Source organism: Stenotrophomonas maltophilia (assembly GCF_039555535.1).
Classification (GTDB): Bacteria; Pseudomonadota; Gammaproteobacteria; order Xanthomonadales; family Xanthomonadaceae; genus Stenotrophomonas; species Stenotrophomonas maltophilia_Q.
In genome coordinates this window covers 759,088-784,360 of sequence record NZ_CP154630.1, presented here as the reverse complement: position 1 = coordinate 784,360, position 25,273 = coordinate 759,088, and the positions used below count along the sequence as shown (strand labels likewise).

The 25,273-nt window shown below is 66.7% G+C and carries 20 protein-coding genes and 1 riboswitch; of the genes, 9 read left to right on the top strand and 11 right to left on the bottom strand.

The window, feature by feature from the left end:
- Window positions 1–88 precede the first annotated feature (88 nt).
- On the top strand, window positions 89–1,300 hold the full coding sequence (gene metK, locus AASM09_RS03495; protein WP_010481882.1) for a methionine adenosyltransferase: 1,212 nt from the start codon (window positions 89–91) through the stop codon (window positions 1,298–1,300).
- Between the two features lie 140 nt (window positions 1,301–1,440).
- Entirely contained in the window at window positions 1,441–1,947 is a 507-nt protein-coding gene (locus AASM09_RS03490) for an acyl-CoA thioesterase (protein ID WP_005415314.1), read from the top strand.
- Between the two features lie 88 nt (window positions 1,948–2,035).
- Here the strand turns inward: AASM09_RS03490 and ppc are convergent, their stop codons facing one another.
- Complete coding sequence (ppc, locus tag AASM09_RS03485; RefSeq protein ID WP_049428884.1) at window positions 2,036–4,747, bottom strand: phosphoenolpyruvate carboxylase; 2,712 nt, start codon at window positions 4,745–4,747, stop codon at window positions 2,036–2,038.
- Between the two features lie 237 nt (window positions 4,748–4,984).
- On the bottom strand, window positions 4,985–7,501 hold the full coding sequence (locus AASM09_RS03480; protein ID WP_049428885.1) for a S9 family peptidase: 2,517 nt from the start codon (window positions 7,499–7,501) through the stop codon (window positions 4,985–4,987).
- A gap of 120 nt (window positions 7,502–7,621) precedes the next feature.
- Window positions 7,622–7,705, top strand: a riboswitch (S-adenosyl-L-homocysteine riboswitch).
- 36 nt (window positions 7,706–7,741) lie between these two features.
- Here AASM09_RS03480 and ahcY point away from each other — a divergent pair.
- From ahcY to AASM09_RS03465, 3 genes are all read left to right on the top strand, one after another.
- Complete coding sequence (gene ahcY / locus AASM09_RS03475) at window positions 7,742–9,187, top strand: adenosylhomocysteinase (protein ID WP_049428886.1); 1,446 nt, start codon at window positions 7,742–7,744, stop codon at window positions 9,185–9,187.
- A gap of 173 nt (window positions 9,188–9,360) precedes the next feature.
- The gene (gene ybaK / locus AASM09_RS03470) at window positions 9,361–9,834 is read left to right on the top strand and encodes a Cys-tRNA(Pro) deacylase (protein ID WP_049428887.1); all 474 of its coding nucleotides are present in this window, start codon (window positions 9,361–9,363) and stop codon (window positions 9,832–9,834) included.
- A complete protein-coding gene (locus AASM09_RS03465) occupies window positions 9,834–10,325 on the top strand; it encodes a hypothetical protein (RefSeq protein ID WP_049428888.1) in 492 nt (163 codons plus the stop codon). Before ybaK ends, AASM09_RS03465 begins: the two co-directional genes overlap by 1 nt.
- Window positions 10,326–10,383: 58 nt before the next feature.
- On the opposite strand, the gene AASM09_RS03460 is transcribed toward AASM09_RS03465, so the two are convergent.
- Window positions 10,384–10,941, bottom strand: a complete 558-nt coding sequence (locus tag AASM09_RS03460; protein ID WP_100443767.1) for a DUF3228 family protein — start codon at window positions 10,939–10,941, stop codon at window positions 10,384–10,386.
- Between the two features lie 136 nt (window positions 10,942–11,077).
- On the opposite strand from AASM09_RS03460, the gene AASM09_RS03455 reads away from it, so the two are divergent.
- Window positions 11,078–12,595 (top strand): amidohydrolase family protein, encoded by a 1,518-nt coding sequence (locus AASM09_RS03455; RefSeq protein WP_049428890.1) that lies wholly within the window; start codon window positions 11,078–11,080, stop codon window positions 12,593–12,595.
- 6 nt (window positions 12,596–12,601) lie between these two features.
- On the opposite strand, the gene AASM09_RS03450 is transcribed toward AASM09_RS03455, so the two are convergent.
- From AASM09_RS03450 to AASM09_RS03440, 3 genes are read right to left on the bottom strand one after another with little or no spacing between them, the layout of a single operon-like run.
- A complete protein-coding gene (locus AASM09_RS03450) occupies window positions 12,602–13,333 on the bottom strand; it encodes a LytR/AlgR family response regulator transcription factor (RefSeq protein WP_049428891.1) in 732 nt (243 codons plus the stop codon).
- A complete protein-coding gene (locus AASM09_RS03445) occupies window positions 13,330–14,376 on the bottom strand; it encodes a sensor histidine kinase (RefSeq protein WP_049428921.1) in 1,047 nt (348 codons plus the stop codon). The genes AASM09_RS03450 and AASM09_RS03445 overlap by 4 nt, the downstream gene beginning before the upstream one ends.
- A gap of 24 nt (window positions 14,377–14,400) precedes the next feature.
- Window positions 14,401–15,327: an alpha/beta fold hydrolase gene (locus AASM09_RS03440; protein ID WP_049428892.1), complete on the bottom strand. Its 927-nt coding sequence runs from the start codon at window positions 15,325–15,327 to the stop codon at window positions 14,401–14,403.
- 203 nt (window positions 15,328–15,530) lie between these two features.
- On the opposite strand from AASM09_RS03440, the gene metF reads away from it, so the two are divergent.
- Both metF and AASM09_RS03430 read left to right on the top strand, forming a co-directional pair.
- Window positions 15,531–16,358 (top strand): methylenetetrahydrofolate reductase [NAD(P)H], encoded by an 828-nt coding sequence (gene metF, locus AASM09_RS03435; RefSeq protein WP_049428893.1) that lies wholly within the window; start codon window positions 15,531–15,533, stop codon window positions 16,356–16,358.
- 40 nt (window positions 16,359–16,398) lie between these two features.
- Entirely contained in the window at window positions 16,399–16,983 is a 585-nt protein-coding gene (locus tag AASM09_RS03430; protein ID WP_049428894.1) for a DUF4124 domain-containing protein, read from the top strand.
- A 103-nt stretch (window positions 16,984–17,086) separates the two neighbouring features.
- On the opposite strand, the gene AASM09_RS03425 is transcribed toward AASM09_RS03430, so the two are convergent.
- The 3 genes from AASM09_RS03425 to AASM09_RS03415 all read right to left on the bottom strand — a co-directional run bounded on the left by AASM09_RS03425 (window position 17,087) and on the right by AASM09_RS03415 (window position 22,084).
- The gene (locus AASM09_RS03425; protein ID WP_049428895.1) at window positions 17,087–18,043 is read right to left on the bottom strand and encodes a Nudix family hydrolase; all 957 of its coding nucleotides are present in this window, start codon (window positions 18,041–18,043) and stop codon (window positions 17,087–17,089) included.
- 101 nt (window positions 18,044–18,144) lie between these two features.
- Window positions 18,145–20,877, bottom strand: coding sequence for a preprotein translocase subunit SecA (gene secA, locus AASM09_RS03420; RefSeq protein ID WP_049428896.1), 2,733 nt, complete (start codon window positions 20,875–20,877; stop codon window positions 18,145–18,147).
- Between the two features lie 250 nt (window positions 20,878–21,127).
- A complete protein-coding gene (locus AASM09_RS03415) occupies window positions 21,128–22,084 on the bottom strand; it encodes a M23 family metallopeptidase (protein WP_049428897.1) in 957 nt (318 codons plus the stop codon).
- 12 nt (window positions 22,085–22,096) lie between these two features.
- On the opposite strand from AASM09_RS03415, the gene AASM09_RS03410 reads away from it, so the two are divergent.
- Window positions 22,097–22,546, top strand: a complete 450-nt coding sequence (locus AASM09_RS03410; RefSeq protein WP_032956682.1) for a DUF721 domain-containing protein — start codon at window positions 22,097–22,099, stop codon at window positions 22,544–22,546.
- A gap of 282 nt (window positions 22,547–22,828) precedes the next feature.
- On the opposite strand, the gene lpxC is transcribed toward AASM09_RS03410, so the two are convergent.
- Window positions 22,829–23,740, bottom strand: coding sequence for a UDP-3-O-acyl-N-acetylglucosamine deacetylase (gene lpxC, locus AASM09_RS03405; RefSeq protein WP_004143722.1), 912 nt, complete (start codon window positions 23,738–23,740; stop codon window positions 22,829–22,831).
- A gap of 192 nt (window positions 23,741–23,932) precedes the next feature.
- Window positions 23,933–25,168: a cell division protein FtsZ gene (gene ftsZ, locus AASM09_RS03400; protein ID WP_049428898.1), complete on the bottom strand. Its 1,236-nt coding sequence runs from the start codon at window positions 25,166–25,168 to the stop codon at window positions 23,933–23,935.
- Between the last annotated feature and the right edge of the window lie 105 nt (window positions 25,169–25,273).

The following is a 25,273-nucleotide window of genomic DNA, read 5'->3' as shown; positions in this document are numbered from 1 at the left end:
ACCGGTACAGGTTCACAATGCACAGGCGGCGCACCCCGTGTATCATGCGCGCCCATCTTTCCATCCGAATCAAGGGATATTACGCCTGATGTCCAGCTATCTCTTCACCTCCGAGTCGGTCTCCGAAGGCCATCCGGACAAGGTTGCCGACCAGATCTCCGATGCGGTGCTGGACGCGATCCTGACCCAGGACCAGCGCGCCCGCGTGGCCTGCGAGACCATGGTCAAGACCGGTGTTGCCATTGTTGCCGGTGAAATCACCACCAGCGCCTGGATCGACCTGGAAGCGCTGACCCGCAAGGTCATCACGGACATCGGCTACGACAGCTCCGACGTCGGCTTCGACGGCGCCACCTGCGGCGTGCTGAACCTGATCGGCAAGCAGTCGCCGCACATCGCCCAGGGCGTGGATCGCAAGAAGCCGGAAGAAATGGGCGCGGGCGACCAGGGCCTGATGTTCGGCTATGCCACCAACGAGACCGACAGCTACATGCCGGCCGCGATCCACCTGTCGCACCGCCTGGTCGAGCAGCAGGCCAAGATCCGCAAGAAGAAGAACTCGCCGCTGTCGTGGCTGCGTCCGGACGCCAAGAGCCAGGTCACCCTGCGCTATGAAAACGGCGTGGTCTCGGCCATCGACGCCGTGGTGCTGTCGACCCAGCATGCCCCGGGCATCAAGCAGAAGGACCTCATCGAGGCCGTCCGCGAAGAGATCATCAAGCCGGTGCTGCCGGCCAAGTGGCTGCACAAGGGCACCAAGTTCCACATCAACCCGACCGGCAAGTTCGAGATCGGTGGCCCGGTGGGCGACTGCGGCCTGACCGGCCGCAAGATCATCGTCGACACCTACGGCGGCTGGGCCCGTCACGGTGGTGGCGCCTTCTCCGGCAAGGACCCGTCCAAGGTCGACCGTTCGGCTGCCTACGCGGCCCGCTACGTCGCCAAGAACGTGGTTGCCGCCGGCCTGGCCGACCGCTGCGAAGTGCAGGTCTCCTACGCCATCGGCGTGGCTGAGCCGACCTCGATCTCGGTCACCACCTTCGGCACCGGCAAGATCAGCGACGACAAGATCGAGAAGCTGATCCGCAAGCACTTCGACCTGCGCCCGTACGGCATCATCAAGATGCTCGACCTGGTGCACCCGATGTACCAGCAGACCGCGGCCTACGGCCACTTCGGCCGCAAGCCGAAGGAATTCAGCTACCTCAACGGCGAAGGCGAGACCGTCAACGCCACGGCCTTCTCCTGGGAGAAGACCGACCGCGCCGCCGCCCTGCGCGCCGACGCGAAGCTGAAGTAAGACAGACGAAGGGCCGCGCAAGCGGCCCTTCTGCTTTTTGTAGAGCCGAGCCCATGCTCGGCTTTCCTTTGCCTGCGCCAAGAGCAGCCGAGCATGGGCTCGGCTCTACAAGAGCTACGCCACGCCGATACAATCGGTGCATGTCGACCGAACTGAAAACCCACCAGCTGTCCATGACCGTGCTGATGTCGCCGGAGATGGCCAATTTCTCCGGCAAGGTCCACGGCGGCGCCATCCTGCGCCTGCTCGACCAGGTGGCCTACGCCTGTGCCAGCCGCTATGCCGGCAGCTACGTGGTCACCCTGTCGGTGGACCAGGTGATGTTCCGCCAGCCGATCGCGGTGGGCGAGCTGGTCACCTTCCTGGCCTCGGTGAACTACACGGGCACCTCGTCGATGGAGATCGGCATCAAGGTGGTGGCCGAGGACATCCTCAAGCGCAGCGTGCGCCATGCCAACAGCTGCTTCTTCACGATGGTGGCGGTGGACGAGGAAGGCCGGCCGACGCCGGTACCGCCCCTGCAGCCGGCCACCTCCGACGAGAAGCGCCGCCAGGCCGCCGCGCAGATCCGCCGCCAGCTGCGCCAGGAAATGGAACAGCGCCATCTGGAACTGCTGGCGTCGAACCCGCCTTCGCCGGAGGAATGAGGTAGTGCCGGCCGCTGGCCGGCAACGCCCCGTGTGCTGCCGAACATCATGACGTTGCCGGCCAGCGGCCGGCACTACCAACGTCAGGTCACCCCGTGTTCTGCACGCCCTGCGAAACGCCGTTCACGCACGCCACCAGCGCGCGCAGCAGGTCATCGTCTTCGCGCCCGCTGGCCCGCCAACGTTGCAGCAGGTCCACCTGCAACACGCTGATCGGATCGACGTAGGGATTGCGCAGGCGGATCGACAGCGCCAATCGCGCATCGTGGTCCAGCAGCGTCTTCTGGTCCATCAACGCCAGCAGCCAGTGCCGGGTGAGTTCCAGTTCGCGCTGCACCTGCGGGAAGAAGCGCCCGTGCAGTTCACCCGACAACAGCGAGAACTGCTCGGCAATGGTGATATCACCCTTGGACAGCACCATCGCGATGTCGTCCAGGAACGTGCGGAAGAACGGCCAGTCACGCGCCATATCGCGCAGGGTCTGTTCGTGGCCGGCATCAACCGCCGCCTGCAGGCCACTGCCCACGCCGTACCAGCCGGGGATGACCGCGCGCGCCTGGCTCCAGGCAAATACCCAGGGAATCGCGCGCAGGTTGCCCAGCGCCGCGTCCTGGCCGAGCCGGCGCGACGGCCGCGAGCCCAGTGTCATCCGCTCGATCACATCAATCGGCGTGGCGGTGCGGAAGTAGTCCATGAAGCCGGCCTGGCCGACGAAGCCACGGTAGACCTCGCTGCTGGCCGCAGCCACCACGTCCATCACCGGTCGCCACTCATCCTCGCGCGGCTCGGCGGCACGCGGGCGAAGGCTGGCGCGCAGCACTGCACCGGTGGCCTGTTCCAGCGAGCGCAGGGCCAGCGCACGGATACCGTACTTGCGGTGGATCACCTCGCCCTGTTCGGTCACCCGCAGGCGACCATCGATGCTGCCGCGCGGCGATGCATCGACCGCGTGCGTGGTCTTGCCACCACCACGGCTGATCGAGCCGCCACGGCCATGGAAGAAGGTCAATCGGATGCCAGCTTCGGCCGCCACCTCCAGCAGTTCCACCTGCGCACGCTGCAGGCCCCAGCGCGAAGCGGCAATGCCACCATCCTTGCTGCTGTCCGAATAGCCCAGCATCACCATCTGCACTTCGTCGCGTGCTTGCAGGTGCGCGCGATAGATCGGGTCGGCCAGCAGGTCACGCAGGGTCGCGGTGCCGCGCTTGAGGTCATCCACGGTCTCGAACAGTGGGGCGATGTCCAACGGCACCGCCCCACTCTCTTCCACCAGGCCGCCACGGCGTGCCAGCGCAAGCACGGCCAATACATCGCTGCGGTCGTGTGCCATCGAGATGATGTAGCTGCCCAATGCGTCCCCACCATGCCGCGCACGGGCATCGGCCAGTGCGGCGAACACCGCATCCAGCCGCTGGTTGCCCTCGTCGCCGCCGTTGGGCAATGCCGCTTCACCGCTGGCATGCGGGCCCAGCAGCCGCGCACGGCCCACCGCATCCAGCGCCTGCCAGGCCTCCTCGCCGCCCAGCACGGCGGCAAGCGCGCGCGCATGCACGCTCGACTCCTGGCGCACATCCAGCCGTGCCAGATGGAAGCCGAAGGTCTTCACCCGCCACAGCAGGCGCTGCACGGCGAAGCCGCCGGCATGTTCGCCACGGTTCGCACGCAAGCTGTCGAGGATCAGCTGCAGATCCTCGATCAGCTCGTCCGGGCCAGCGTAGTTGCCTTCGCCATCATCCAGCGTGGCCTGAAGGCGCGCGCGCATGCGGTCGTTGAGCAGGCGGTACGGCATGTCGGCATGGCGTGGCCGCGACTGCACCTGCGGCAGCAGCTGCTGGTAATGCGTCACGCGTGCCTGCAGCGCATCACTGACACCCACCCGCTCGGTGGACTGGCTGAGCAGGCTGGCCAGCTGCAGCAGTTCCTTCTGGTAGCGCCCCAGCACGGCCTGCCGCTGCGCATCCAGCGTGTTGCGGATGGTGTGGGCATCCACATTCGGATTGCCGTCCATGTCGCCGCCCACCCACGTACCGAAACGCAGCAGGCGCGGCAACGGCAGTTCTTCCCCATAGGTATCGCGCAGCGCCTGCTGCAGCGATTCGTACAGCACCGGGATCACCCGGTACAGCACCTGCACCAGATAGAACCCGACGTGCTCGCGTTCGTCGTCGACGGTGGGCCGCACCGGCGAGGAATCAGTGGTCTGCCACGAGGCGGTCAGCGCCATGCGGAAGCGCGCGGCATCGGCGGCGGCCTCACCCGGCGTGCGCTGGCCGTCGAGGTTGTCGACCAGGCTGGCCACCATCAACTGCTCTTTCTCCAGCAGCGCGCGGCGCACCGCTTCGGTCGGGTGCGCGGTGAACACCGGTTCGATGTCGATGCGCGGCAACCATTGCGCCAGCTCGTCCAGTCCCACGCCCTGCGCCTTCAGGTGCTGCAGCGCATCCTGCAGGCCATCGGGCTGTGCCCCTGCGGTACCGGCACGCTGGTAGTCGCGGCGGCGGCGGATGCGATGCACGCGCTCGGCGATGTTGACCACCTGGAAGTAGGTGCTGAATGCACGCACCATGGTCTCGGCCTGCTGAGGAGTGCGCCCGGCCAGGCCTTCCGCCAGTTCGGACAGCGGCGCCTGGTTCTCGCGGCGGGCGATGGCGCGGGTGCGCACGTCCTCGACGTCATCAAGAAACGCGGCCGACACCTGTTCGACCAACAGGTCACCGACCAGCGCGCCAAGCCGGCGCACGTCATCGCGAAGGGGAAGATCGGGGGAAGCGAATTCGATGCTGCTGCGGTACTCGTTCATCGGCGACGCACGGGCCTCGGTCAACGGATCCTGACCCCAAGCCTATCCCAGATCGGGCCTCGTGCTGCGATGCAAAAATGGTTTCATCTGCACGTATCCACGGCAGACGCAGCCGAGCATGGGCTCGGCTCTACAACCATCATGGCGCGTGACCCCGTGTAGCGCCCGAGCCCATGCTCGTGCGGCGGCGCAGCCGCACAGGCGGCCCCCGTTGCAGGGGCCGCCCTCATGCAGGTATCAGCGCTTCTTCTTAGCCGTGCCCTGCTCGGCCGGGCCGATGGTCTGCTCCAGCCAGCGCTCGCTTTCGGCCAGCATCGTCATGATCGATTCGCGTGCGCGGTAGGCGTGCGATTCGTTGGGCAGCATCACCAGCCGCGCGGTGCCACCCAGGCCCTTCACCGCGGCAAACATGCGCTCGCTCTGGATCGGGAAGGTGCCGGAGTTGTTGTCGTCCACGCCGTGGATGAAAAGGATCGGATCCTTGATCTTGTCGGCGTAGTTGAACGGGGCCATCTTCTGGTAGACATCCTGCGCCTGCCAGTAGTTGCGTTCCTCGGCCTGGAAACCGAACGGAGTGAGCGTGCGGTTGTAGGCGCCACTGCGCGCGATGCCGGCCTTGAACAGGCGCGTGTGCGCCAGCAGGTTGGCGGTCATGAACGCACCGTAGGAATGGCCACCGATGGCGATGCGCTCGCGATCGGTCACGCCACGGCGCACCACTTCATCCACCGCCGCCTGTGCATTGGCCACCAGCTGTTCGATGTAGGTGTCGTTCGGCTCCTTGTCGCCCTCGCCGATGATCGGCATCGACGGGCTGGCCAGCACCACGTAGCCCTTGGCCAGGAACGCCTGCGGGCCCCAATAGCTGACCGCGTTGAAGCGATACGGCGAATCGGTCACCTGGCTGGCCGCGGCCGCGCTCTTGAACTCGCCCGGGTAGGCCCACATCAGCAGCGGCCGCGGCCCGTCGCGCTTGGGGTCGTAACCCGGAGGCAGCAGCAGGGTCGCGGTCAGGTCGACGCCGTCCTTGCGCTTGTAGCGGATCTGCTCCTTCTGCACGCCCTTCAGCTGCGGCAGCGGATGGGCGAAATGGGTCAGTGCGCGCGGCGCGGTGCTGGCATCGGCCAGCGACTGCACGTAGAAATTGGCCGGCTCGTCCGGGCTCTCACGGCTCAGCAGCAGCGAGCTGCCCTGGTCGTCCAGCAGCGCCACCGGCAGCGAGTAGCTCGGCGCCTGCGAGTGGAACAGGCGGGTGGCCTTGCCACTGGCAATGTCGAAGCGGTCGACGAACGGGCGGTCACCCTCCGGCGAAGCACCGGCACCGGCCAGGTACAGGCTGCTGCCATCCGGGCTGGTCTGCAGCAGCGAGCGGCCGCGCTCGTCGCTGGCCAGCAGCGCCCGACCCGGGTCGGCATAGCGGTCCTGCGCATCGCGGTCCCACAGCAGGCGCGGTTCGGCGCTGGCGTTGTCCGGGGCGATCAGCCAGGTCCTGGTCTTGCGGGTCTTCCACCACGATTCGGTCAGCAGGGCCAGGTCGCCACGGCCCCAGCTGATGCTGGCCAGGCGGCTGCCGAGCTGGGCCAGGGTCAACGGCGGCTTGTCGAACGGCGCGGCCTGCATCAGCACCGCATCGCGCACCTTGGCCTCCTTGTTCGGGTCGCCGCCGTCCTGCGCTTCAGCCCAGACCAGGGTGGCATCGGCATCGCCGCGCCAGCGGATGTCACGCACGCCGGTTACTTCGGCATCGTTGCCGGTTGGCAGGCCTTCCACCAGCGGGCGCACGGCCACGGTGTGCACCAGCTTGCCGCTGGCACGGTCGATCACTTCAATGCGGCGCGGGAAGCTGTCCACCGGCACCACGTAGGAGTACGGGCGCTGCACCGGCTGGCGCAGCACGAAGCGGCCATCCGGCGACACCGAGAAGCCCATGAAGATGCCGGCTGCGCCGATCGCGCGGGTCTTGCCATCCAGAGTGACTTCCATCGGCTGGGTGGTGGCGTAGTAATCGAACTGACGCGCGTCGGCCTCGTTCTTCAGCAGGTCCTGGTAGGTGCGGATCGACACCACGCCGCCGCCCTGGCTGGTCTGCTGCACGGCCGGGCCGGTCGGGATGCCGTCGGCGGCCGGCGCCGCGCCCAGGTTGGCCGGGCGGGTGAACACCACCAGTCCGCGGCTGTCCGGCAGCCACTGGTAGCCGCTGCCGATCACCGTGTTCAGGCCGGCGACCAGGCGGCGCGCACTGCTACCGGCCACATCCACCAGCCACAGTTCATTGGCCCCGCTGGCGGCGTCGACCTGGTTGAAGGCCAGCCACTTCTGGTCCGGCGACCACATCACACTGGCGATCGACAGCGTGGCCGGCAGGCCACTGATCTGCCGTTCCTTGCCATCGGCCACGTTCATCAGCCACAGCTTCTCGCCGAAGCTGAAGCGGCTGTCGGAGAACGTGCGCGGGTTGATGCGCAGGCCGGCCAGCTTCAGTTCCGGCTGCGCCACCACCTGGATCGACGGCAGCGACGGCATCTGCATCATCGCGGCCACGTCGCGGCGCGGCGACAGGAACAGCGACGGCGCGCGCGGGGCGTCGACCACCGCCTGCAGTGCGGCCGATGGCAGTTCGTAGCCATTGACGCCCTGCGCCTGCGCCGTAGCTGGCTGCGAGGCGGCCGCCCAGGCCAGCGGGGCCACCGCCAGCAGCCCCATCGACAGGACCAGGCCGGTCCAGCGCCGTGTGCGGCGCGCGTGCATGCTCATCGTTCCACCTGTGTGATGCGTGAAAACACCGACCTTAACAGGCCGTGCACGTGGCCCCATCTGCCGATGGTTGGGTCATGCCGATGTCACGCTGGGGCCGCGATATAATGGGGGTTCTCCCCTGCCGAGGGGCGCTGCGACCGGATCCCACGAGGCCCGGCCAGGCTCGGTAAGGTGGCTTTGTAACAACGGCGCCCGGCTAGATGCGAGCATCCGCTCGCCCACAACCGGAGCACACGAATGAACGCTGTTGCCAAGACCTTCTCCACCGAAGGTGATTACAAGATCCGCGACATCACGCTGGCCGACTGGGGCCGCAAGGAACTGGACATCGCCGAGCACGAAATGCCGGGCCTGATGTCGATCCGTCGCAAGCACGCCGCCAGCCTGCCGCTGAAGGGCGTGCGCGTGACCGGCTCGCTGCACATGACCATCCAGACCGCCGTGCTGATCGAGACCCTGAAGGACATCGGCGCCGACGTGCGCTGGGCCTCGTGCAACATCTTCTCGACCCAGGACCACGCTGCCGCGGCCATCGCCGCCACCGGCACGCCGGTTTTCGCCTGGAAGGGCGAGACCCTGGAAGAGTACTGGGACTGCACCCTGGACGCGCTGACCTTCACCCTGGCCGACGGCACCCTGACCGGCCCGGAGCTGGTGGTCGACGACGGCGGTGACGTGACCCTGCTGATCCACAAGGGCTACGAGCTGGAAAACGGCAGCGACTGGGTCAACACCGCATCGTCCTCGCACGAAGAACAGGTCATCAAGAACCTGCTCAAGCGCGTCGCCAAGGAACGCCCGGGTTACTGGGGCCGCGTGGTCAAGGACTGGAAGGGCGTCTCCGAAGAGACCACCACCGGCGTGCACCGCCTGTACCAGCTGGCCCAGACCGGCACCCTGCTGATCCCGGCGATCAACGTCAACGACTCGGTCACCAAGAGCAAGTTCGACAACCTGTACGGCTGCCGCGAGTCGCTGGCCGACGGCCTGAAGCGCGCGATGGACGTGATGCTGGCCGGCAAGGTGGCCGTGGTCTGCGGCTACGGTGACGTGGGCAAGGGCTGCGCCGCCTCGCTGCGTGCCTATGGCGCGCGCGTGATCGTCACCGAGATCGACCCGATCTGCGCCCTGCAGGCGGCGATGGAAGGCTATGAAGTCAACACCATCGAATCGACCCTGGGCCGTGCCGACCTGTACGTCACCACCACCGGCAACAAGGACATCATCCGCATCGAGCACCTCAGCGCGATGAAGGACCAGGCCATCGTCTGCAACATCGGCCACTTCGACAACGAGATCCAGGTCGATGCGCTGGTGTCGTTCACCGGCATCAAGCACGTCAACATCAAGCCGCAGGTGGACAAGTACATCTTTCCGAACGGCAATGCGATCTTCCTGCTGGCCGAAGGCCGCCTGGTGAACCTGGGCTGCGCCACCGGCCACCCGAGCTTCGTGATGTCCAACAGCTTCGCCAACCAGACCCTGGCACAGATCGACCTGTGGGCGAACAAGGACAGCTACGAGAAGAAGGTCTACCTGCTGCCGAAGAAGCTGGACGAAGAAGTGGCCCGCCTGCACCTGGAAAAGATCGGCGTGAAGCTGACCACCCTGAGCCAGGAACAGGCCGACTACATCGGCGTGCCGGTGGAAGGCCCGTTCAAGCCGGACCACTACCGCTACTGATCGTGCCGGGGTCGGATCCCTTTCAGCAGGAAAGGGCTCTGACCCCAGCAACGGATGCACACGGAACGGGCGCCTTCGGGCGCCCGTTCTGCGTTGGCGTGCCACCGCATATCACCCATCCACCCAGTAGCCTCGGTCAAGGCACCGCGTTCCGCACGCGCTACGATGCCCCCATGACCCCGGCCATCAACCTCCTCAAGCGCGAGAAGATCGCCCACACCGTGCGCAGCTATGTGCACGACGCCCACGCCGAATCGTATGGCGGCGAAGCCGTCGACAAGCTCGGCCTCGACCCGGCCCAGGTGTTCAAGACCCTGCTGGCCAGCACCGAGGCGCACGAACTGCTGGTGGCGATCGTGCCGGTAGCCGGTCAGCTGGACCTGAAGGCATTGGCCGAAGCGGCCGGCTGCAAGAAGTGCGAGATGGCCGCCGCCGATGCCGCACAGCGCGCGACCGGTTACCTGGTCGGTGGCATCAGCCCACTCGGGCAGAAGAAGCGCCTGCGCACGTTCCTGGATGCCAGTGCCGAAGCGCTGCCCGCACTGCATGTCAGCGCCGGACGCCGTGGGTTGGAAGTCGAACTGGCACCCACCGATCTGCTGCGGCTGACCGCCGGCCACTACGCGGCAATCGGAAAGGTGCGTTGATGCGCTGGCCGTGGTCCGCAACGCCGTCGCTCCGGCTTGAGGATGCCCAGGCTGACGTGTTGCTGCAGGACCTGCTGTCGCGCGACGGCAAGCGCATCACCGATGCCGCCCGTACGGTCGCACGGCTGTTCACCGCGTCCTCGCTGGATGCATTGGCCGCGCATACGGACCTGATCGAACAGCACTGCCAAGGCATCGCGCTCGGCGGCATGCTGATCAGCAACCAGGCCCACCTCAAGGCCGCGCTGCAACGATTGCGCTACTGGCAGGCACGCGAGGGCTGCCTGTGTGTGCTCAATCCCGGCTACCCGTTCTTCGATCCGCGTCGCCTGATCGAACAAGGGCAGGTGCAGCTGATCTCGTTGCAGGAGGCCGAGGATGGTTGGGGCGATTGCCATACCGTTGCCTGCACCCAGTGCGGCCAGCACTGGCAGGCCATCGACCGCGAGTATCACTACCCGTGGTGGGAGTGGAAGACCAGCGGCCGGTGAAGCAGCCACGCATGGCGTGGCTCTACTGACCCTCCGCGTGGATGTGCATCCCCCGCAATCACGGCCGCCAGTTGGCGTTGCTCTCCCAGAACGCGACCGAGCGCCGGTAGGCCTCGCGGTCCAGCGGCACGCCGGATCCGCCCTCCTCCACCCCCAGCGCATTGCGCATCATCGTGATCGGCGCCATCGGCACTTCTTCCGGTTCCGCGGTGTAGATGCAGCCGACAATGCCCCAGTCGGCTTCGATCGGTGAACCTTCCTTCGCCAGCTGCTCGGCGCTGTACAGGATCACCACCAGATAGTTTGCACGCGGGGACTCCACGCCTTCGAACCAGCGCACCAGCACCGGCAGCTCGTCACGATTGCGCGCCTCGTAGCCACTGCGCAGCTGGTGGCGGTTGGCCTCGGTGATCGGCACCGTCAGGCAGCGCGTGCTGGTCCAGTTCTCGTAGACGAACAGCTTGCAGAAGGGTGCGTAGCCATCGAGCACCTTCAGCGGCGCATGCGCGTTGAGGTGGGCTTCGAACTGCTCGGCAGTGCAGTCCTGGATGGTGTTGCCGCGCGGCACGCGCGGGAACAGGCGGGGACGGGCGAAGTCGGTGAGGACGATGGACATGGCAGGGCGTGATCAGGGGTTCCACCGCACAGGGTAACCGCCACGGAGGCAGGCCGGGCCGGATGCCGATGGTCACTGGCGCCCGCGTCCAGCTTGCAGCACCCTGCGGACGACCCATTACAAGGATCGCCGGCTCATGGATGCAGCACGCGCGTTGCCCCGTTCCGCCCGCCGTCGGCGGTGGCCGATCGTACTGGCCATCCTCCTGCTGGCGCCGCCATTGCTGTTCGCCTCTGCCCTGCTCTGGCCACTGTCGGCACCGCCGCTACCCGAACCCGGCAACAGCCGCGTGATCGTCAACGTACGGGTGGTGGACGTGCACAACGGCATTGCCGGCGAGCCGACCAGCGTCACCCTGCGCAACGGCATCATCACCGCCATCGGCAATGATGCACACGACACGACGCTGCCTATCCTCGATGCCGGCGGCCGCTGGCTGGTGCCGGGCTTCTGGGACATGCATACCCATGCACTGCAGCTGTCACCGCAACTGCAGTTCCCGCTGATGCTGGCCAATGGCATTACCGGCACCCGCGACATGATGGACTGCCCGCAGGCTACCGACCCGCTGATCGCCTGCGTGGCCGACAAGCGCCGCTGGACCGGGCAGGCCATCGCAGGGCAACAGGCCGCACCACGCTTCGTACAGGTCGCCAGCTTCTATTTCGAGGACCCGTCGCTCTCGCCGGAGGCTGCCGCGTTGCGGGCACGCACGTACAGCGCGCGTGGTGTCCACGCGCTGAAGGTCTACAACCGGCTGCGTGCGGATACCTACCAGCGGCTGGCCACCGAAGCACGGCAGCTTCACCGTCCACTGGTTGGTCACCTGCCAAGGGCGGTGCCTCTGGAAGACGCGGTACAGGCAGGCCAGCGCAGCTTCGAACATGCCCATCTGTTCGTGCGGCATTGCTTCGACCATGCAGCCGCCTGGCGTGGTGGCACCCTCGACGGCGAAGACCCGACCGCTCTGGCCGAACGGATGGTCAGTGGTCATCAGCCCGCGCTCTGCGACGAAGCGTTCGGCCTGATGCAGGCCAGCGGCGCAGCATTCGTGCCGACCCATGTCACCCGGGAGGAGGATGCGCGCGCACGCGATCCCGCCTTCATCAACGATCCACGCCTGGCCTACCTGGATCCACTGTCACGCTGGGCCTGGCGTGACGACCTGGAGGCAACCGCAAGTCGCTACCCCGGGTTGCGCGGCGAAGACGCGCTGAAGGCCTACTTCGCGCATGGCTTGGCGCTCACCGGCGCCGCGCATCGTGCCGGCGTCACCGTGCTGGTCGGCACCGATACCGGACTGGGCGGCTTCCGCTACCACGATGAACTGCAGTGGCTGCGGCATGCCGGCATGAGCCGGGCCGACGTACTGCGTGCCGCCACGCTGCAGGCCGCGCGCCATCTGCAGCTGCAGGCATCACATGGCAGCGTCGAGGTCGGCAAGGCCGCCGATCTGGTCCTCCTCGATGGCGACCCGCTGCAGGACAGCGCAAACACCCGTCGCATCCACGCGGTGCTGCTGGCCGGCCATCTCTACGACCGCCCGCGGCTGGATGCGTTGCTGGTGTATGCGCGTTCGCAGGCGCGTTCTCCAGCAGTGATGGCACGCCTGCTGTGGGGCTTCCTCACCAGCCCGGTCAGCGCCGAGCTGTAGCGACCGCTACAACGCCATCCGCTCGCGCAGTTCCCGCGCCTGCCGCCGCGACACGTCCACTTCACTGCCGTCGTCCAGCGTCAGGTCGTAGCCATCGGCAATGCTTGGCGTTACGCCACGGATGCGGCGCAGGTTGACCAGGGTGTTGCGGTTGGCACGGAAGAACAGATCCTGCGGCAGGCGTGCTTCCAGCGCGCTCAGGCTGCGGGTCAGCAAGGCGTTCTGGTCACGGAACCACAGCCGCGTGTAGTTGCCATCCACCACCAGCCGGCGGATCTCAGAGACCGCGACGAACCAGCAGCGTTCGCCCTCGCGCACGAACACCTGGTCCTGCGCGCCCAGCGTGCCGCGCGACTCTGGCGCCTCGGCTGAAGCCACTTCGCGCTGACGTGCCCGCTCCAGCGCCTCGAGCAACCGCGGCGCCTCCACCGGCTTCACCAGGTAGTCCAGCGCGTTGGCCTGGAACGCGCGCACGGCATAGGTGTCGTAAGCGGTGACGAACACCACCGCCGGCACCGTTTCCAGACCGTCCAGCACATCGAAACCGCTGCCGGAGGGCATCTGCACGTCCAGCAGCACCAGGTCCGGCGCCAGCGTGGCGATCGCCTCGCGCGCGGCGGGCACATCGTCGGCTTCGCCCACGCACTGCACCCAGGGCAACGCCGACAACAGCGTGCGAAGCTCCTGCCGCGCCAACCGTGCATCATCGACGATCAACACGCGCAGTACGCGACTCATTGCGGAATCTCCAGCAGGGCCTGCATGCGGTCGCCGACCGGCTGCAGGGTGAAACGGCCACGCGAACCGAGCTGCGCACGCAGATAGGCCAGACCCACACCATGCCCGTGGGTGGGCTCGCTGGCGTTGCCCAGCGGGTTGTCCACCTGAAGGCGCAACACGTCGTCGTCCAACGTGGCCCGGATCTCTATCCCGCCACCGCCGGGACGACTGGCGATGCCGTGCTTGATCGCATTTTCCACCAGCAACTGCAGCGCCATCGCCGGCAACTGCGCCTGCAGGGCGTCGGCATCGATGTGCCGAGCTACCTGCAGGCGCTGCTCGAAGTGGATGCCCTCGATCGCCAGATAGTCATCCACCACCGCCAGTTCTTCGGCCAGCGTGACCTGCTCGCTGCGATTGTGCGCCAGCGCCTGGCGCAGCGTCCGCGACAACCGCGTGACCATGTCGCGCGCGCGTTCGGGATCCTCCAGGATCAGCGCGCGCAGATTGTTCAGCGCATTGAACATGAAGTGCGGATTGAGCCGCGCACGCAGCGCATCACGTTCCAGCGCACTGCGTTCGGCTTCGGCACGCAGGCGCGCCAGTTCGGCACCGCGAATGCGGCGAAGGCTGTGCAGGCTCGCCCAGAGTGCGGTCCACAGTGCCAGCATCACCGCCGTGGTGTACCAGTAGAGCAGCAGCGCCTTGGGGCTGAAGTCGGCCACCTGGCGCCCGATGCCTACCCATCCCCAAGCCAGCGCTGCGTGCAGCGCGATGTTCACCAACGCCTGCGCCAGCGCGGCCCCCACGGCCACTGACAGCGCCAGTCGCAGCAGCAACCCGACGGTACCGCGCGACCACCAGCCGGCGCGCAGGGCCAAGGCGCGGATGCCGCCGCTGCACCCGAACAGGGTCACCGCCAGGCCGACCGTGATCAGTACACCGGCACTTCCGGCGTCGGCGAGATAGGCATGCCGCAAGCCAAGGCCCGCAGCGCCGTAGAGCGCCCACACCAGTGCATTGAGCAGCCAGAAGCGTACCGACGAAGAGGAATCCCGCATGTCCATTCCGAGACGTGTTGAAACTCAGGGGTGGCGGTCGAGGAAGGCCTGCACCTGCTCCTGCAGCCAGCGCGGATCATCCCACATCAGGAAGTGGAACCCCTGCGCGCTCATCGCGACCTGCACGCCCTGCAGTTTCGCGTACTGGGCCTGGAATACGGCGCGGGTGCTTTCCTCGGTACCCCCCATCGGCTGGTAGCCGGCCCAGCTGCCCAGCACCAGCGTCGGCGCGCTGATCGAGGCGATGCTGTCACGCAGGTCGGTGGTCATCACCGCGTGCATGGCGTCGGCGGTGGTCTGGCGATCACTGCTCTCGCCCCAGCCGCCCAGCTCGGCCTGCCGCTGCGGATCGCGGGTCATGCCCGGCAGGCCCGCCTTCAACTGTGCCTGCCATTGCGCGGCGTCGGCGGCGAGCATGCCCTTGCGCAGCTGGTCGGCCATCGGCCGCACGCTGTTCGCGGTGGCGTTCGGGTCGCGCGCCGCCGGTAGGAACGGCAATGCATCAACCACCACCAGGGCGCTGACCGCCTTCGGCTGGGCCTGCGCCATCTGCAGGCCCAGCAGGCCGCCCAGGCTGTGCCCGACCACCACCACCGGGCCCAGCTGCCGGTCATGCAGGTAGGCCAGCAGCTGCCCACGCATCGCCGGCAGGAAGTCGGCCGGGCGCGGGTCGGCGGGCGTGGCGCCGGCAAAGCCCGGCAGCTGCGCCAGATGGCACTGCACGTCCTTCAGCGCCAGGCAGGTCTCGCGCCAGACCTCGGCGCTGCTGTTGAGACCGGGAATCATCAGCAGCGGACGGCCCTTGCCGACCACCTCGACCTGCACCTTGCCGGTGCCTGTGGCGGCCGCCGCATGGGCCGAACCGGAGCCAAGCACGGCCATCGCCATGCCGATCATCGCCAACCGGGCCAGCGCCTTCATTGCGTACCAGAGTGCCAGGAAGATCTTCATCGTCTGCTCCTTCATCGGGTGGGTGTTGCCGGGATGGGAACAGCGTGGGCCCGGTCGATGCATACCGGTTGCGATTTCGGAGCAGCGGCCGAACGGCGGGGCGAACGGTCGCAGGCTGGGGCTGGCGGGCCCTCACGCGACCATAAAACATCCATCTTGATGGAGAGATATACTGCTCCGCACCAACCGCCGCCGCCCGCGCCATGACCGCCATCAGCTTCGAGTTCTATCCGCCCAAGACCGACGAACAGCGCAGCCAGCTGGACCGTGCCGCGGCCAAGTTGAAGGACTACGATCCCCAATACGTGTCGTGTACCTTCGGCGCCGGTGGCTCAACCCTGAGCTATACCTCCGAGACCGTGCGCCACCTCAACCAGCATCACGGCTTCGATGCCGCGCCGCACCTGTCCTGTGTCGGCGGCACCCGCCAGGAAATCCGCGAGCTGCTCAAGCTGTACCGCGCCATCGGCTGCCGTCGCCTGGTCGCGCTGCGCGGTGACCTGCCCTCGGGCATGGGCTTCCCCGGCGACATGCGTTATGCCGCCGAGCTGATCGCCTTCATCCGCGCCGAGCACGGCGATGCGTTCCACATCGAAGTGGGCGCGTATCCGGAGACGCACCCGCAGGCGAGCGATGCGCTGGCCGACCTGAAGCACTTCAAAGCCAAGATCGATGCCGGCGCCGATGCGGCGATCACCCAGTACTTCTTCAACCCGGACGCGTACTTCCATTTCGTCGACGAAGTGCGCCGGCTGGGCGTGCAGGTACCGATCACCCCCGGCATCATGCCGATCGCCAACTTCAGCCAGCTGCGTCGCTTCTCAGAACAATGCGGCGCGGAGATTCCGCGCTGGATCAGCCGCAAGATGCAGGCCTACGGTGATGACGCCGAATCGGTGCGTGCGTTCGGCACCGAAGTGGTGGCCCGGCTGTGCCAGCGCCTGATCGAAGGCGGCGCACCCGGCCTGCATTTCTACACCTTGAACTTGGCCAAGCCGACCACTTCAGTGCTGAAACTGCTGCGGGGCTGAAAGCACGCCATGCGGACCTGATCAGCGCTACCCTTTCTGGATGATCCGCCTTTCCCTCCTGCTGGTGCTGTTGCCGCTGTGCGCGATGGCCCCTGTTGCCCATGCGCAGTCCCCGCGCCTGAACCGCTGCACCGATGTGCAGGGCCAGAGCGTCTACACCGACCGCCCCTGTGACAGCGTGGGCGCACGGTCACGGCTGCCGCCGCCCGCCCCCACCGGCAACACCGCACCGCGCGACACATTGGGTGCGCGCTGCCCACGCCGGCTGAGCGAGCTCGTGGACGCATTGCGCAACGGCATCCTCAGCAACGATGTGAACCGGCTCTCTTCGCTGTACCTGTGGGGTGCGGTGTCCGACGCGGGGGCGCAGCGCATCCTTGGCCAACTGGAATCGCTGGCACGGCGGCCGCTGGTGGACGTGGTGCCGGTGTATCCGCGGCAGGACCAGATCGCAGTGCCGGAGGAGGGTCAGAGCCCTGCTGCGCAGGGGTCCGACCCTGAGCCGCCGGCCGCGCGGCATCCGGTCGGCCTGCGCCTGGAGCAGACGTTGCCGGGCAGCGTTGCGCGCGCCTCGACGGTGCTGGGATTGCGGCGGCAGTACGGGTGTTTCTGGATCACGTTGTGATCGGGAGGGGTCGGATCCCTTTCCAGTGGAAAGGGCTCTGACCCCGGATTGCCGCGATGGGGTCAGAGCCCTGCTGCGCAGGGATCCGACCCCGCGTGCCGGTTCACGCCGGCCACAACCCACGAATGGCGGCGATGCCCTGCGCGCCGTGGCGACGTGCTTCGGTGATGTGGCCGCTGCCCATGCCGCCCAGGGCGTAGATCGGCAGCGATACCTGCGCGCGCAGTTCGGCAAAGGCATCCCAACCCAGCGGCGAGGCATCGGGATGGCTGGCGGTGGCCTGCACCGGGCCAAGCACCGCGAAGTCGCAGCCCAGCTGCTGTGCGGCCTGCAGCTGCTGCAGGTCGTGGCAGGATGCGGCCACCAGCTGGCCACCGGGGAGTGGACGCTGCGACAGTTCCAGCAGCTGTTCGCTGCCCAGGTGTACGCCCACGCCCAACGCACGCGCCAGTTCGATATCGCGGTTGAGCAGCCACTGCACGCCGCTGCGGCGATGCACACGCACAGCCTGCTCGACCATCGCCTGCCGCTGCGGATGCGCCGGCGGCAGGCGCAGCTGGATGCGCTGCTGGCCACCCGCTACCGCACGCTGCAGCTGCTCATGCCAGTGCTGCACGCCGCCATCATTGTCGGCAGGCGCCGGGGTGATCAGGTAGCGGTCGGGCTGGCGCAGGGCGGCCACCACCGGCAGATCAGCCGGCGGCATCGAATAGCGGCCCAGCTTGTCCGGTGCCACCCAGGTGATCGCCTGGCCCTCGCGCCCGCGTGGCGTGCCCTTCCAGCTGCGCACATGGCGCACTTCCAGGGTCAGGTGCTTGTCCGGGTAGCGCTGCGGCACGTCCATCAGCCACTCGCCGACATCGGCCTCGATGCCCAGTTCTTCGCGCAGCTCGCGCACCAGCGCCTGTTCGGAGGTCTCCCCGGATTCGCGCTTGCCGCCCGGGAACTCCCACAGGCCGGCCATGTCGCGGTTCTCGGTTCGGCGGTTGAGCAGCACGCGGCCACGCGCGTCGGTGATGACGGCGGCCACGACATGGATCGATCGGGTGGGGGAAGGCATGGGGGAAGCATGCCCAGAACAGGGCGGCCCGCGCAATCTCGGATCTGGCCAGGATCATGCGCCGCAAAAGAAAAGCCCCGCTTTCGCGGGGCTCTTCGGGATCAGCTCAGCTGGCCGTGGCAGTGCTTGTACTTCTTGCCACTGCCGCACGGGCACGGATCATTGCGGCCGATCTTCGGCTCGTCGCGCTGCAGCTGCGCCACGCCCTGCTGGGCGGCCTGTACCTGCGCGGCTTCCTCGTCGGCGCTGTAGCCACCCATGTCCTGGTGCTGGAACTGCGACTGGCGCAGGCGGGCTTCCACCTGCTGGCGCTCGGCCGCTTCCAGCGCCTGCACTTCCTCGTCGCTGCGGATGCGCACGCGCGACAGCAGGGTCACCACTTCGCGCTTGACGTTTTCCAGCATGTCCGAGAACAGCTCGAAGGCTTCCTTCTTGTATTCCTGCTTCGGCTGCTTCTGCGCATAACCACGCAGGTAGATACCCTGGCGCAGGTAATCCATGCGGGCCAGGTGCTCCTTCCAGCTCTGGTCCAGCACGGTCAGCATCACGTGCTTCTCCAGCGCACGCATGGTCTCTTCGCCCACGCCGGCTTCCTTCTCGGCGAAGTGCTGGTTCACGCGTTCCTGCACCTTGGCGGCAATCGCCTCGGCGTCCAGTTCCTCGTGTTCCTTGACCAGGCCGGTCAGCGACATCTGCAGGCCGAAGTCCGACTCCAGGGTCGCTTCCAGGCCGCGCAGGTCCCACTGCTCGTCGATCGAGTTCGGCGGCACGAAGCGGGCGACCACATCGAAGATCACGTCATCGCGGATGCCATCGACGTTGGCCTTCACCGACTCGGCATCCAGCAGCTCGTCGCGCTGGGCGTAGATCACCTTGCGCTGGTCATTGTTGACGTCGTCGAAGTCCAGCAGGTTCTTGCGGATGTCGAAGTTGTGGGCCTCGACCTTGCGCTGCGCCTTTTCGATCTGGCGGCTGACCAGGCGGTCCTCGATGACGTCGTCTTCCTTCATGCCCATCATGCGCATGGCCTTCTGCACCCAGTCGGAGGCGAAGATGCGCATCAGGTTGTCTTCCAGCGACAGGTAGAAGCGCGACGAACCCGGGTCACCCTGGCGGCCCGAACGGCCACGTAGCTGGTTGTCGATACGGCGCGACTCGTGGCGCTCGGTACCGACGATGTGCAGGCCGCCAGCAGCCTTCACCGCATCGTGGCGCTTCTGCCATTCGGCCTTGACCGCGGCCTTCTGCTCGTCGGTCGCGTCCTCGCCCAGGGCGTGGATCTCGGCTTCCAGCGAACCACCCAGCACGATGTCGGTACCACGACCGGCCATGTTGGTGGCGATGGTCACGGCGGCCGGACGACCGGCATTGGCGACAATGGTCGCTTCGCGGTCGTGCTGCTTGGCGTTGAGCACCTCGTGCTTCACGCCGGCCTTGCTCAGGTGCTCGGACAGCATTTCCGAGGTTTCGATCGAGGTGGTACCCACCAGCACCGGCTGGCCGCGCTTGGCGCACTCTTCGATGTCGGCCAGCACCGCGTTGAACTTGCCCTTGCGGTTGAGGAAGACCTGGTCCGGGCTGTCCTTGCGGATGGTCGGGCGGTTGGTCGGGATCACCACCACTTCCAGGCCGTAGATGCTCTGGAATTCGAACGCTTCGGTATCGGCCGTACCGGTCATGCCGGACAGCTTCTTGTACATGCGGAACAGGTTCTGGAAGGTGATGCTGGCCAGCGTCTGGTTCTCGCGCTGGACCGGCACGCCTTCCTTCGCTTCCACCGCCTGGTGCAGGCCGTCGGACCAGCGGCGGCCGGCCAGGGTACGGCCGGTGAATTCGTCGACGATGACCACTTCGCCGTCGCGCACGATGTAGTCCACGTCACGCTGGTAGATGGCGTGCGCGCGCAGCGCGGCATTGAGGTGGTGCACGACGGTCAGGTTCTGCGCCGCGTACAGGCCTTCGGTCTCGCCATCGAGGATGCCGGCTTCGACCAGCAGCTGCTCGGCGTGCTCCATGCCTGCTTCGGACAGGTGCACCTGCTTGCCCTTCTCGTCGACCCAGAAGTCGCCTTCGCCGTCTTCCGCTTCCTGCTTGACCAGGTTCGGCACGACGCGGTTCACACGGATGTACAGCTCCGGGGAGTCATCGGCCGGACCGGAGATGATCAGCGGAGTACGCGCTTCGTCGATCAGGATGGAGTCGACTTCGTCGACGATGGCGTAGTGCAGGCCGCGCTGGTAGCGGTCGGCCTTGGACAGCGCCATGTTGTCGCGCAGGTAGTCGAAACCGAATTCGTTGTTGGTGCCGTAGGTGATGTCGGCGGCATAGGCTTCGCGCTTGTCGCTGTGCGGCATGCCCGGGTACACCACGCCCACGCTCAGGCCCAGCCAGTTGTACAGCTTGCCCATCTGCGCGGCGTCGCGGCGGGCCAGGTAGTCGTTCACGGTGACCACATGCACGCCCTTGCCTTCCAGCGCGTTGAGGTACACCGGCAGGGTCGCCACCAGGGTCTTGCCTTCACCGGTGCGCATTTCTGCGATCTTGCCCAGGTGAAGCACCATGCCGCCGATCAGCTGCACGTCGTAGTGGCGCATGCCCAGCACGCGGCGGCCGGCTTCGCGGCAGACCGCGAAGGCTTCCGGCAGCACCTTGTCCAGGGCTTCACCGTCGGCGATGCGCTGCTTGAACTCCGGCGTCTTGGCCTGAAGCTGCTCGTCGGAAAGCTTCTCGATCTCCGGCTCCAGCGCATTGATCTTGGCGACGATGCGGTTGAGCTGGCGCAGCTGTCGTTCGTTACGACTGCCAAATACGCGGGTAAGCAGGCTGTTGATCATTGAAGGAACCGGGTTGGATGGACACGACGCCCGGCCTCCCCCTTGGGATCCGTCCGCCGCAAACGAAACAGGGCGCCTGGCGCCCTGTCGATGGCAACACCCATTGTAGCTTGGGACGGGCGGCTGAGGTTTCAACCCTTTGGCGATGGGGTCAGAGCCCTTCCGCGCTGCGGAAGGGATCCGACCCCGTGCGGGATCGGGGTCGGATCCCATTCGCCATGGCGAATGGGCTCTGACCCCAGGCCTGGGATCAACCGCGGCTGATGCGCCCGACCGGCGTGTTGCCGCCGTCGCCGAGGAACTTGCGCGGGTTGACCACGTTGCCGTTCTCCCACACCTCGAAGTGCACGTGGGCGCCGGTCGAACGGCCGGTGGAACCGGCCTTGGCCACTTCCTGGCCCGCACGGACCAGGTCACCGGCCTTCACCACCAGGCGCGAATTGTGCGCGTAGCGGGTGACGTAGCCATTACCGTGGTCGACGTCGACCACGTTGCCGTAGCCGCCCTTCACACCGGCGAAGCTGACCACGCCCTCGGCCACGGCCATCACCGGGTCACCGACCCTGGCGTGGAAGTCCATGCCCTTGTGGGTGGCGGCACCGCGGCCGAACGGGTCGGCGCGGGTGCCGAAGCCGGAGGTCACGTAGCTGTTGCGGATCGGCATGCGCGAGGGCACGGCGTTCTGCTGCAGCTGGTGGTCGAACATCAGCGATTCCATCACCGACAGCTGGCGGCCTGAAGCAGCGAAGCGCTGCTCCAGCACCTGTAAGTCGGCGTTGACGTCCTTGACCGGGATGTCGCTGGTCGGGCCGCCGGCATCGCCATCACCGAGGCCAGGGGTCTCGTTGAAGTCGAATTCGCCGTCTTCCAGCTTGCCCATCTGGGTCAGCCGTTCGCCCAGGGCGTTCAGGCGGGTGGCCTGCGCCTGCAGCTCGCCGAGGCGGGCCGCCAGTGCGTTGACCTGGGTCTGCGCATCGCGCTTGACCTTGGCCAGTTCCGCATCCTGGCGCTCGACCTTGGCCTGCAGCCGGGAATCATTCAGCGCGCTGGCGCCAATGCCGCCAGCAAGGCCGATAATGCAGCCTACCCCGAGCACGCTGCCCAGCAGGGCACGGGGGCGGTCCTCGAAATAGAACCGCAAACGCGCGATCGGCGACGACTTGGCCTGTCCTTCACGCGTTTTGATTACGATCTTTTTGAATGCCATCAGTGAGTTTTCATGTCTGAGCCGAAATCCAGCGTTCGCCCCGCGTCAGTGCCGAAACCGGCGCTGGATGCGGTGATGGCGGACAAAAGCGGGAACCCGCTGCGGCGTGCCTTGTGGCTCGACGCGCTGGACCGTCAGTTGCGCCCCCAGTTGCCGCCACCTCTGCGCAGCCGTTGCCGGCTGGCCAATGTGGACGGGGAACACCTCGTTTTTCTCGTCGAATCCCCGGTCTGGCATGCCAAGTTGCGGCTTGCCGAGGCCCAGTTGCTCGACGCGGCCCGTTCCATCGGGCTGAAGGCCACCAGGGTGACCATCAAGACTGCGTCCACCACTCCCTCACGCTCCCCAGCGATCGACAACCGGAATGGCCCCCACGCAGTTTCAGCCGCCACGCACAAAGGGCTACGCGACGCCTTGGCTTGCCTGCAGGACGTTCCTTCGAAGCCGAAGAAGCGGTCCTGACGACAACGGAGCATCCGGCTCCGCTCCCCGTCGCGCGTGTCACCACGGCGTGAAACATTTCGGGGGCCGGGTCGCATCCTAGCTGCCATCCGGGGGCCTGTCGTTAGATTGTTGTTAAAACCGCGTTAAATTCAGGCTTCCGATCCAACAGGTTCACAAAACCGTGACCTCGAACCGGCCTTGATGGCCGTCAAGCATGCTGAATGCGATGTGGGTTGCGGAAACGACAACGCCGCCCTTCCGGGCGGCGCTTTTGTCTTTAAATTCAACAGCCTGCAGGAATCAGGCGTAGGCCGGCGTGGCGTACTCGACCGGATCCGGCGTGGCCGGCGAGTCGAAGCTGACCCATTCCCAGGCGGTGGCGTCGGCCATCAGTGCCCGCACCAGCTTGTTGTTGAGCGCATGGCCGGACTTGAAGCCCTCGTAGGCGCCCAGCACCTGGCCACCGGCCAGATAGAGGTCGCCGATCGCGTCGAGGATCTTGTGGCGCACGAATTCGTCGGCGTAGCGCAGGCCGTCTTCGTTGAGCACGCGGAACTCGTCCAGCACGATGGCGTTGTCCATCGAACCGCCCAGGCCCAGGTTGCGCTCACGCATGTATTCCAGGTCGCGCATGAAGCCGAAGGTGCGCGCGCGGGAGATTTCCTTGGTATAGGCCAGCGTCGAGAACTCGATTTCCTGGCGCGACTGCTTGGCCGGGATCATCGGGTGGTCGAACTGGATGGTGAAGCCCAGCTTGTAGCCCTCATAGGGGGTGAAGCGGGCCACCTTGTCACCCTCGGTCACTTCCACGGTCTTCAGCACGCGAATGAAGCGCTTGGGCGCATCCTGTTCCACGATGCCCGCCGACTGCAGCAGGAACACGAACGGGCCGGCCGAACCGTCCATGATCGGCAGCTCGGCCGAAGACAGTTCGACGATGATGTTGTCCACACCCAGGCCGGCCAGTGCCGACATCAGGTGTTCGACGGTCTGGATCTTGGCGTCGTTGCAGGTCAGGCCGGTGCACAGGGTCACTTCGGTGACCAGCTCGGCCTTGGCCGGCACTTCCACGACCGGGTCCAGGTCCACGCGGCGGAACACGATGCCATGGTTGACCGGTGCCGGGCGCAGGGTCATGTAGACCTTGTCACCGCTGTGCAGGCCAACGCCAGTGGCGCGGATCGTGTTCTTGAGGGTGCGTTGCTGGATCATGGGGGATGGACCGGAAGTGACACATTAGATTAACACGCACGGTCCCCTACCCCGGCTGAAAGGCAGGCAGGACACACCGGCGCGCCAATGGGACGCACATGAAGCGTGGCGGCCGGGCCCATCCTGGCCCGGCGCCCGCGTTTTCAGGACATGGTGGCGCAACCCGGGGAGGACAACCCCGGGCCGCCCCGCTTAGTCCGCCTGGCGGCGCAGGAACGCCGGGATGTCCAGGTAATCGTTGGGCAGTTCAGCGGCCGCCGGAGCCGAAGCGGCCGGAGCCGACGGCGCAGAAGCGGAAGCGGTGTCGCTGCTGGCACGACGCAGGCCCAGGCCCATGCCGCCCACGGCCTTGGACACGGCGTCGCCGCCGTTGTCGAAGTCGCCGAATTCCGGCTGGCCGGTGGTGGCGTTGCGCACCAGCTTGATCGGCGCACGTTCGCCCGGACGCTGGGTCTTGCTGGCCGACACGCGGTTCAGGCCGGTGGCAACCACGGTCACGCGCACTTCGTCCTGCATGTCCGGGTCGAGCACGGTGCCGACCACGACGGTGGCGTCTTCCGAAGCAAAGCCGTCGATGGTGCGGCCGATCTCGTCGAACTCGGCCATGGTGAAGTCGGCGCCAGCGGTGATGTTGACCAGGATGCCGTTGGCACCGGCCAGGTTCACATCGTCCAGCAGCGGGTTCTGGATGGCCGATTCGGCCGCGGCCTGGGCGCGGTCATCGCCACGGGCGGTGCCGGTACCCATCATCGCCAGGCCCATTTCGGACATGACGGTGCGCACGTCGGCGAAGTCGACGTTGATCAGGCCCGGACGCACGATCAGGTCGGCGATGCCCTGCACGGCGCCCTGCAGCACGTCGTTGGCGGCACGGAAGGCCTGGATCATGGTCGCGTTGCGGCCCAGCACGGTGATCAGCTTCTCGTTCGGGATGGTGATCAGCGAGTCGCAGTGCTGGCTCAGTTCCTCGATGCCCTTCAGCGCCACCTGCATGCGGCGACGGCCTTCGAACGGGAACGGCTTGGTGACCACGGCCACGGTCAGGATGCCCATTTCCTTGGCCAGCTGCGCCACCACCGGTGCAGCACCGGTGCCGGTGCCGCCGCCCATGCCGGCGGTGATGAACACCATGTCCGCACCCTGCAGGGCGTCCATGATGCGCTCACGGTCTTCCAGCGCGGCCTGGCGGCCGACTTCCGGGTTCGCGCCTGCGCCCAGGCCCTTGGTCACGTTGGTACCCAGCTGCAGCTGCAGCTTGGCACCGCAATTCTTGATGGCCTGCGAGTCGGTGTTGGCGGTGATGAATTCCACGCCATCCACTGCCGAGTTGACCATGTGCGCCACGGCATTGCCGCCGCCGCCGCCCACGCCAACCACCTTGATCACCGCATTGGGTGCCATCTTTTCGATCAGTTCAAAATGCGCCATGTCCGTGTCCTCGTTGTATCCGCTTTGGCTGGCATGGGCATTCGGGCGTCCTGCCGTCCTGCTGCATGCCGACGTTGCGGCTGTGTGGGTTGTGTGTTGCCGGTG

Coding starts and splice junctions, on each gene's coding strand:
- ftsZ (WP_049428898.1), bottom strand. CDS start 25,168: ATGGCGCATTTTGAACTGATCGAAAAGATGGCACCCAATGCGGTGATC.
- ybaK (WP_049428887.1), top strand. CDS start 9,361: ATGACCCCGGCCATCAACCTCCTCAAGCGCGAGAAGATCGCCCACACC.
- AASM09_RS03445 (WP_049428921.1), bottom strand. CDS start 14,376: ATGCGGGATTCCTCTTCGTCGGTACGCTTCTGGCTGCTCAATGCACTG.
- metF (WP_049428893.1), top strand. CDS start 15,531: ATGACCGCCATCAGCTTCGAGTTCTATCCGCCCAAGACCGACGAACAG.
- metK (WP_010481882.1), top strand. CDS start 89: ATGTCCAGCTATCTCTTCACCTCCGAGTCGGTCTCCGAAGGCCATCCG.
- AASM09_RS03440 (WP_049428892.1), bottom strand. CDS start 15,327: ATGAAGATCTTCCTGGCACTCTGGTACGCAATGAAGGCGCTGGCCCGG.
- AASM09_RS03450 (WP_049428891.1), bottom strand. CDS start 13,333: ATGAGTCGCGTACTGCGCGTGTTGATCGTCGATGATGCACGGTTGGCG.
- AASM09_RS03425 (WP_049428895.1), bottom strand. CDS start 18,043: ATGCCTTCCCCCACCCGATCGATCCATGTCGTGGCCGCCGTCATCACC.
- AASM09_RS03410 (WP_032956682.1), top strand. CDS start 22,097: ATGTCTGAGCCGAAATCCAGCGTTCGCCCCGCGTCAGTGCCGAAACCG.
- AASM09_RS03480 (WP_049428885.1), bottom strand. CDS start 7,501: ATGAGCATGCACGCGCGCCGCACACGGCGCTGGACCGGCCTGGTCCTG.
- AASM09_RS03460 (WP_100443767.1), bottom strand. CDS start 10,941: ATGTCCATCGTCCTCACCGACTTCGCCCGTCCCCGCCTGTTCCCGCGC.
- lpxC (WP_004143722.1), bottom strand. CDS start 23,740: ATGATCCAGCAACGCACCCTCAAGAACACGATCCGCGCCACTGGCGTT.
- AASM09_RS03465 (WP_049428888.1), top strand. CDS start 9,834: ATGCGCTGGCCGTGGTCCGCAACGCCGTCGCTCCGGCTTGAGGATGCC.
- AASM09_RS03490 (WP_005415314.1), top strand. CDS start 1,441: ATGTCGACCGAACTGAAAACCCACCAGCTGTCCATGACCGTGCTGATG.
- AASM09_RS03430 (WP_049428894.1), top strand. CDS start 16,399: ATGATCCGCCTTTCCCTCCTGCTGGTGCTGTTGCCGCTGTGCGCGATG.
- secA (WP_049428896.1), bottom strand. CDS start 20,877: ATGATCAACAGCCTGCTTACCCGCGTATTTGGCAGTCGTAACGAACGA.
- ahcY (WP_049428886.1), top strand. CDS start 7,742: ATGAACGCTGTTGCCAAGACCTTCTCCACCGAAGGTGATTACAAGATC.
- ppc (WP_049428884.1), bottom strand. CDS start 4,747: ATGAACGAGTACCGCAGCAGCATCGAATTCGCTTCCCCCGATCTTCCC.
- AASM09_RS03415 (WP_049428897.1), bottom strand. CDS start 22,084: ATGGCATTCAAAAAGATCGTAATCAAAACGCGTGAAGGACAGGCCAAG.
- AASM09_RS03455 (WP_049428890.1), top strand. CDS start 11,078: ATGGATGCAGCACGCGCGTTGCCCCGTTCCGCCCGCCGTCGGCGGTGG.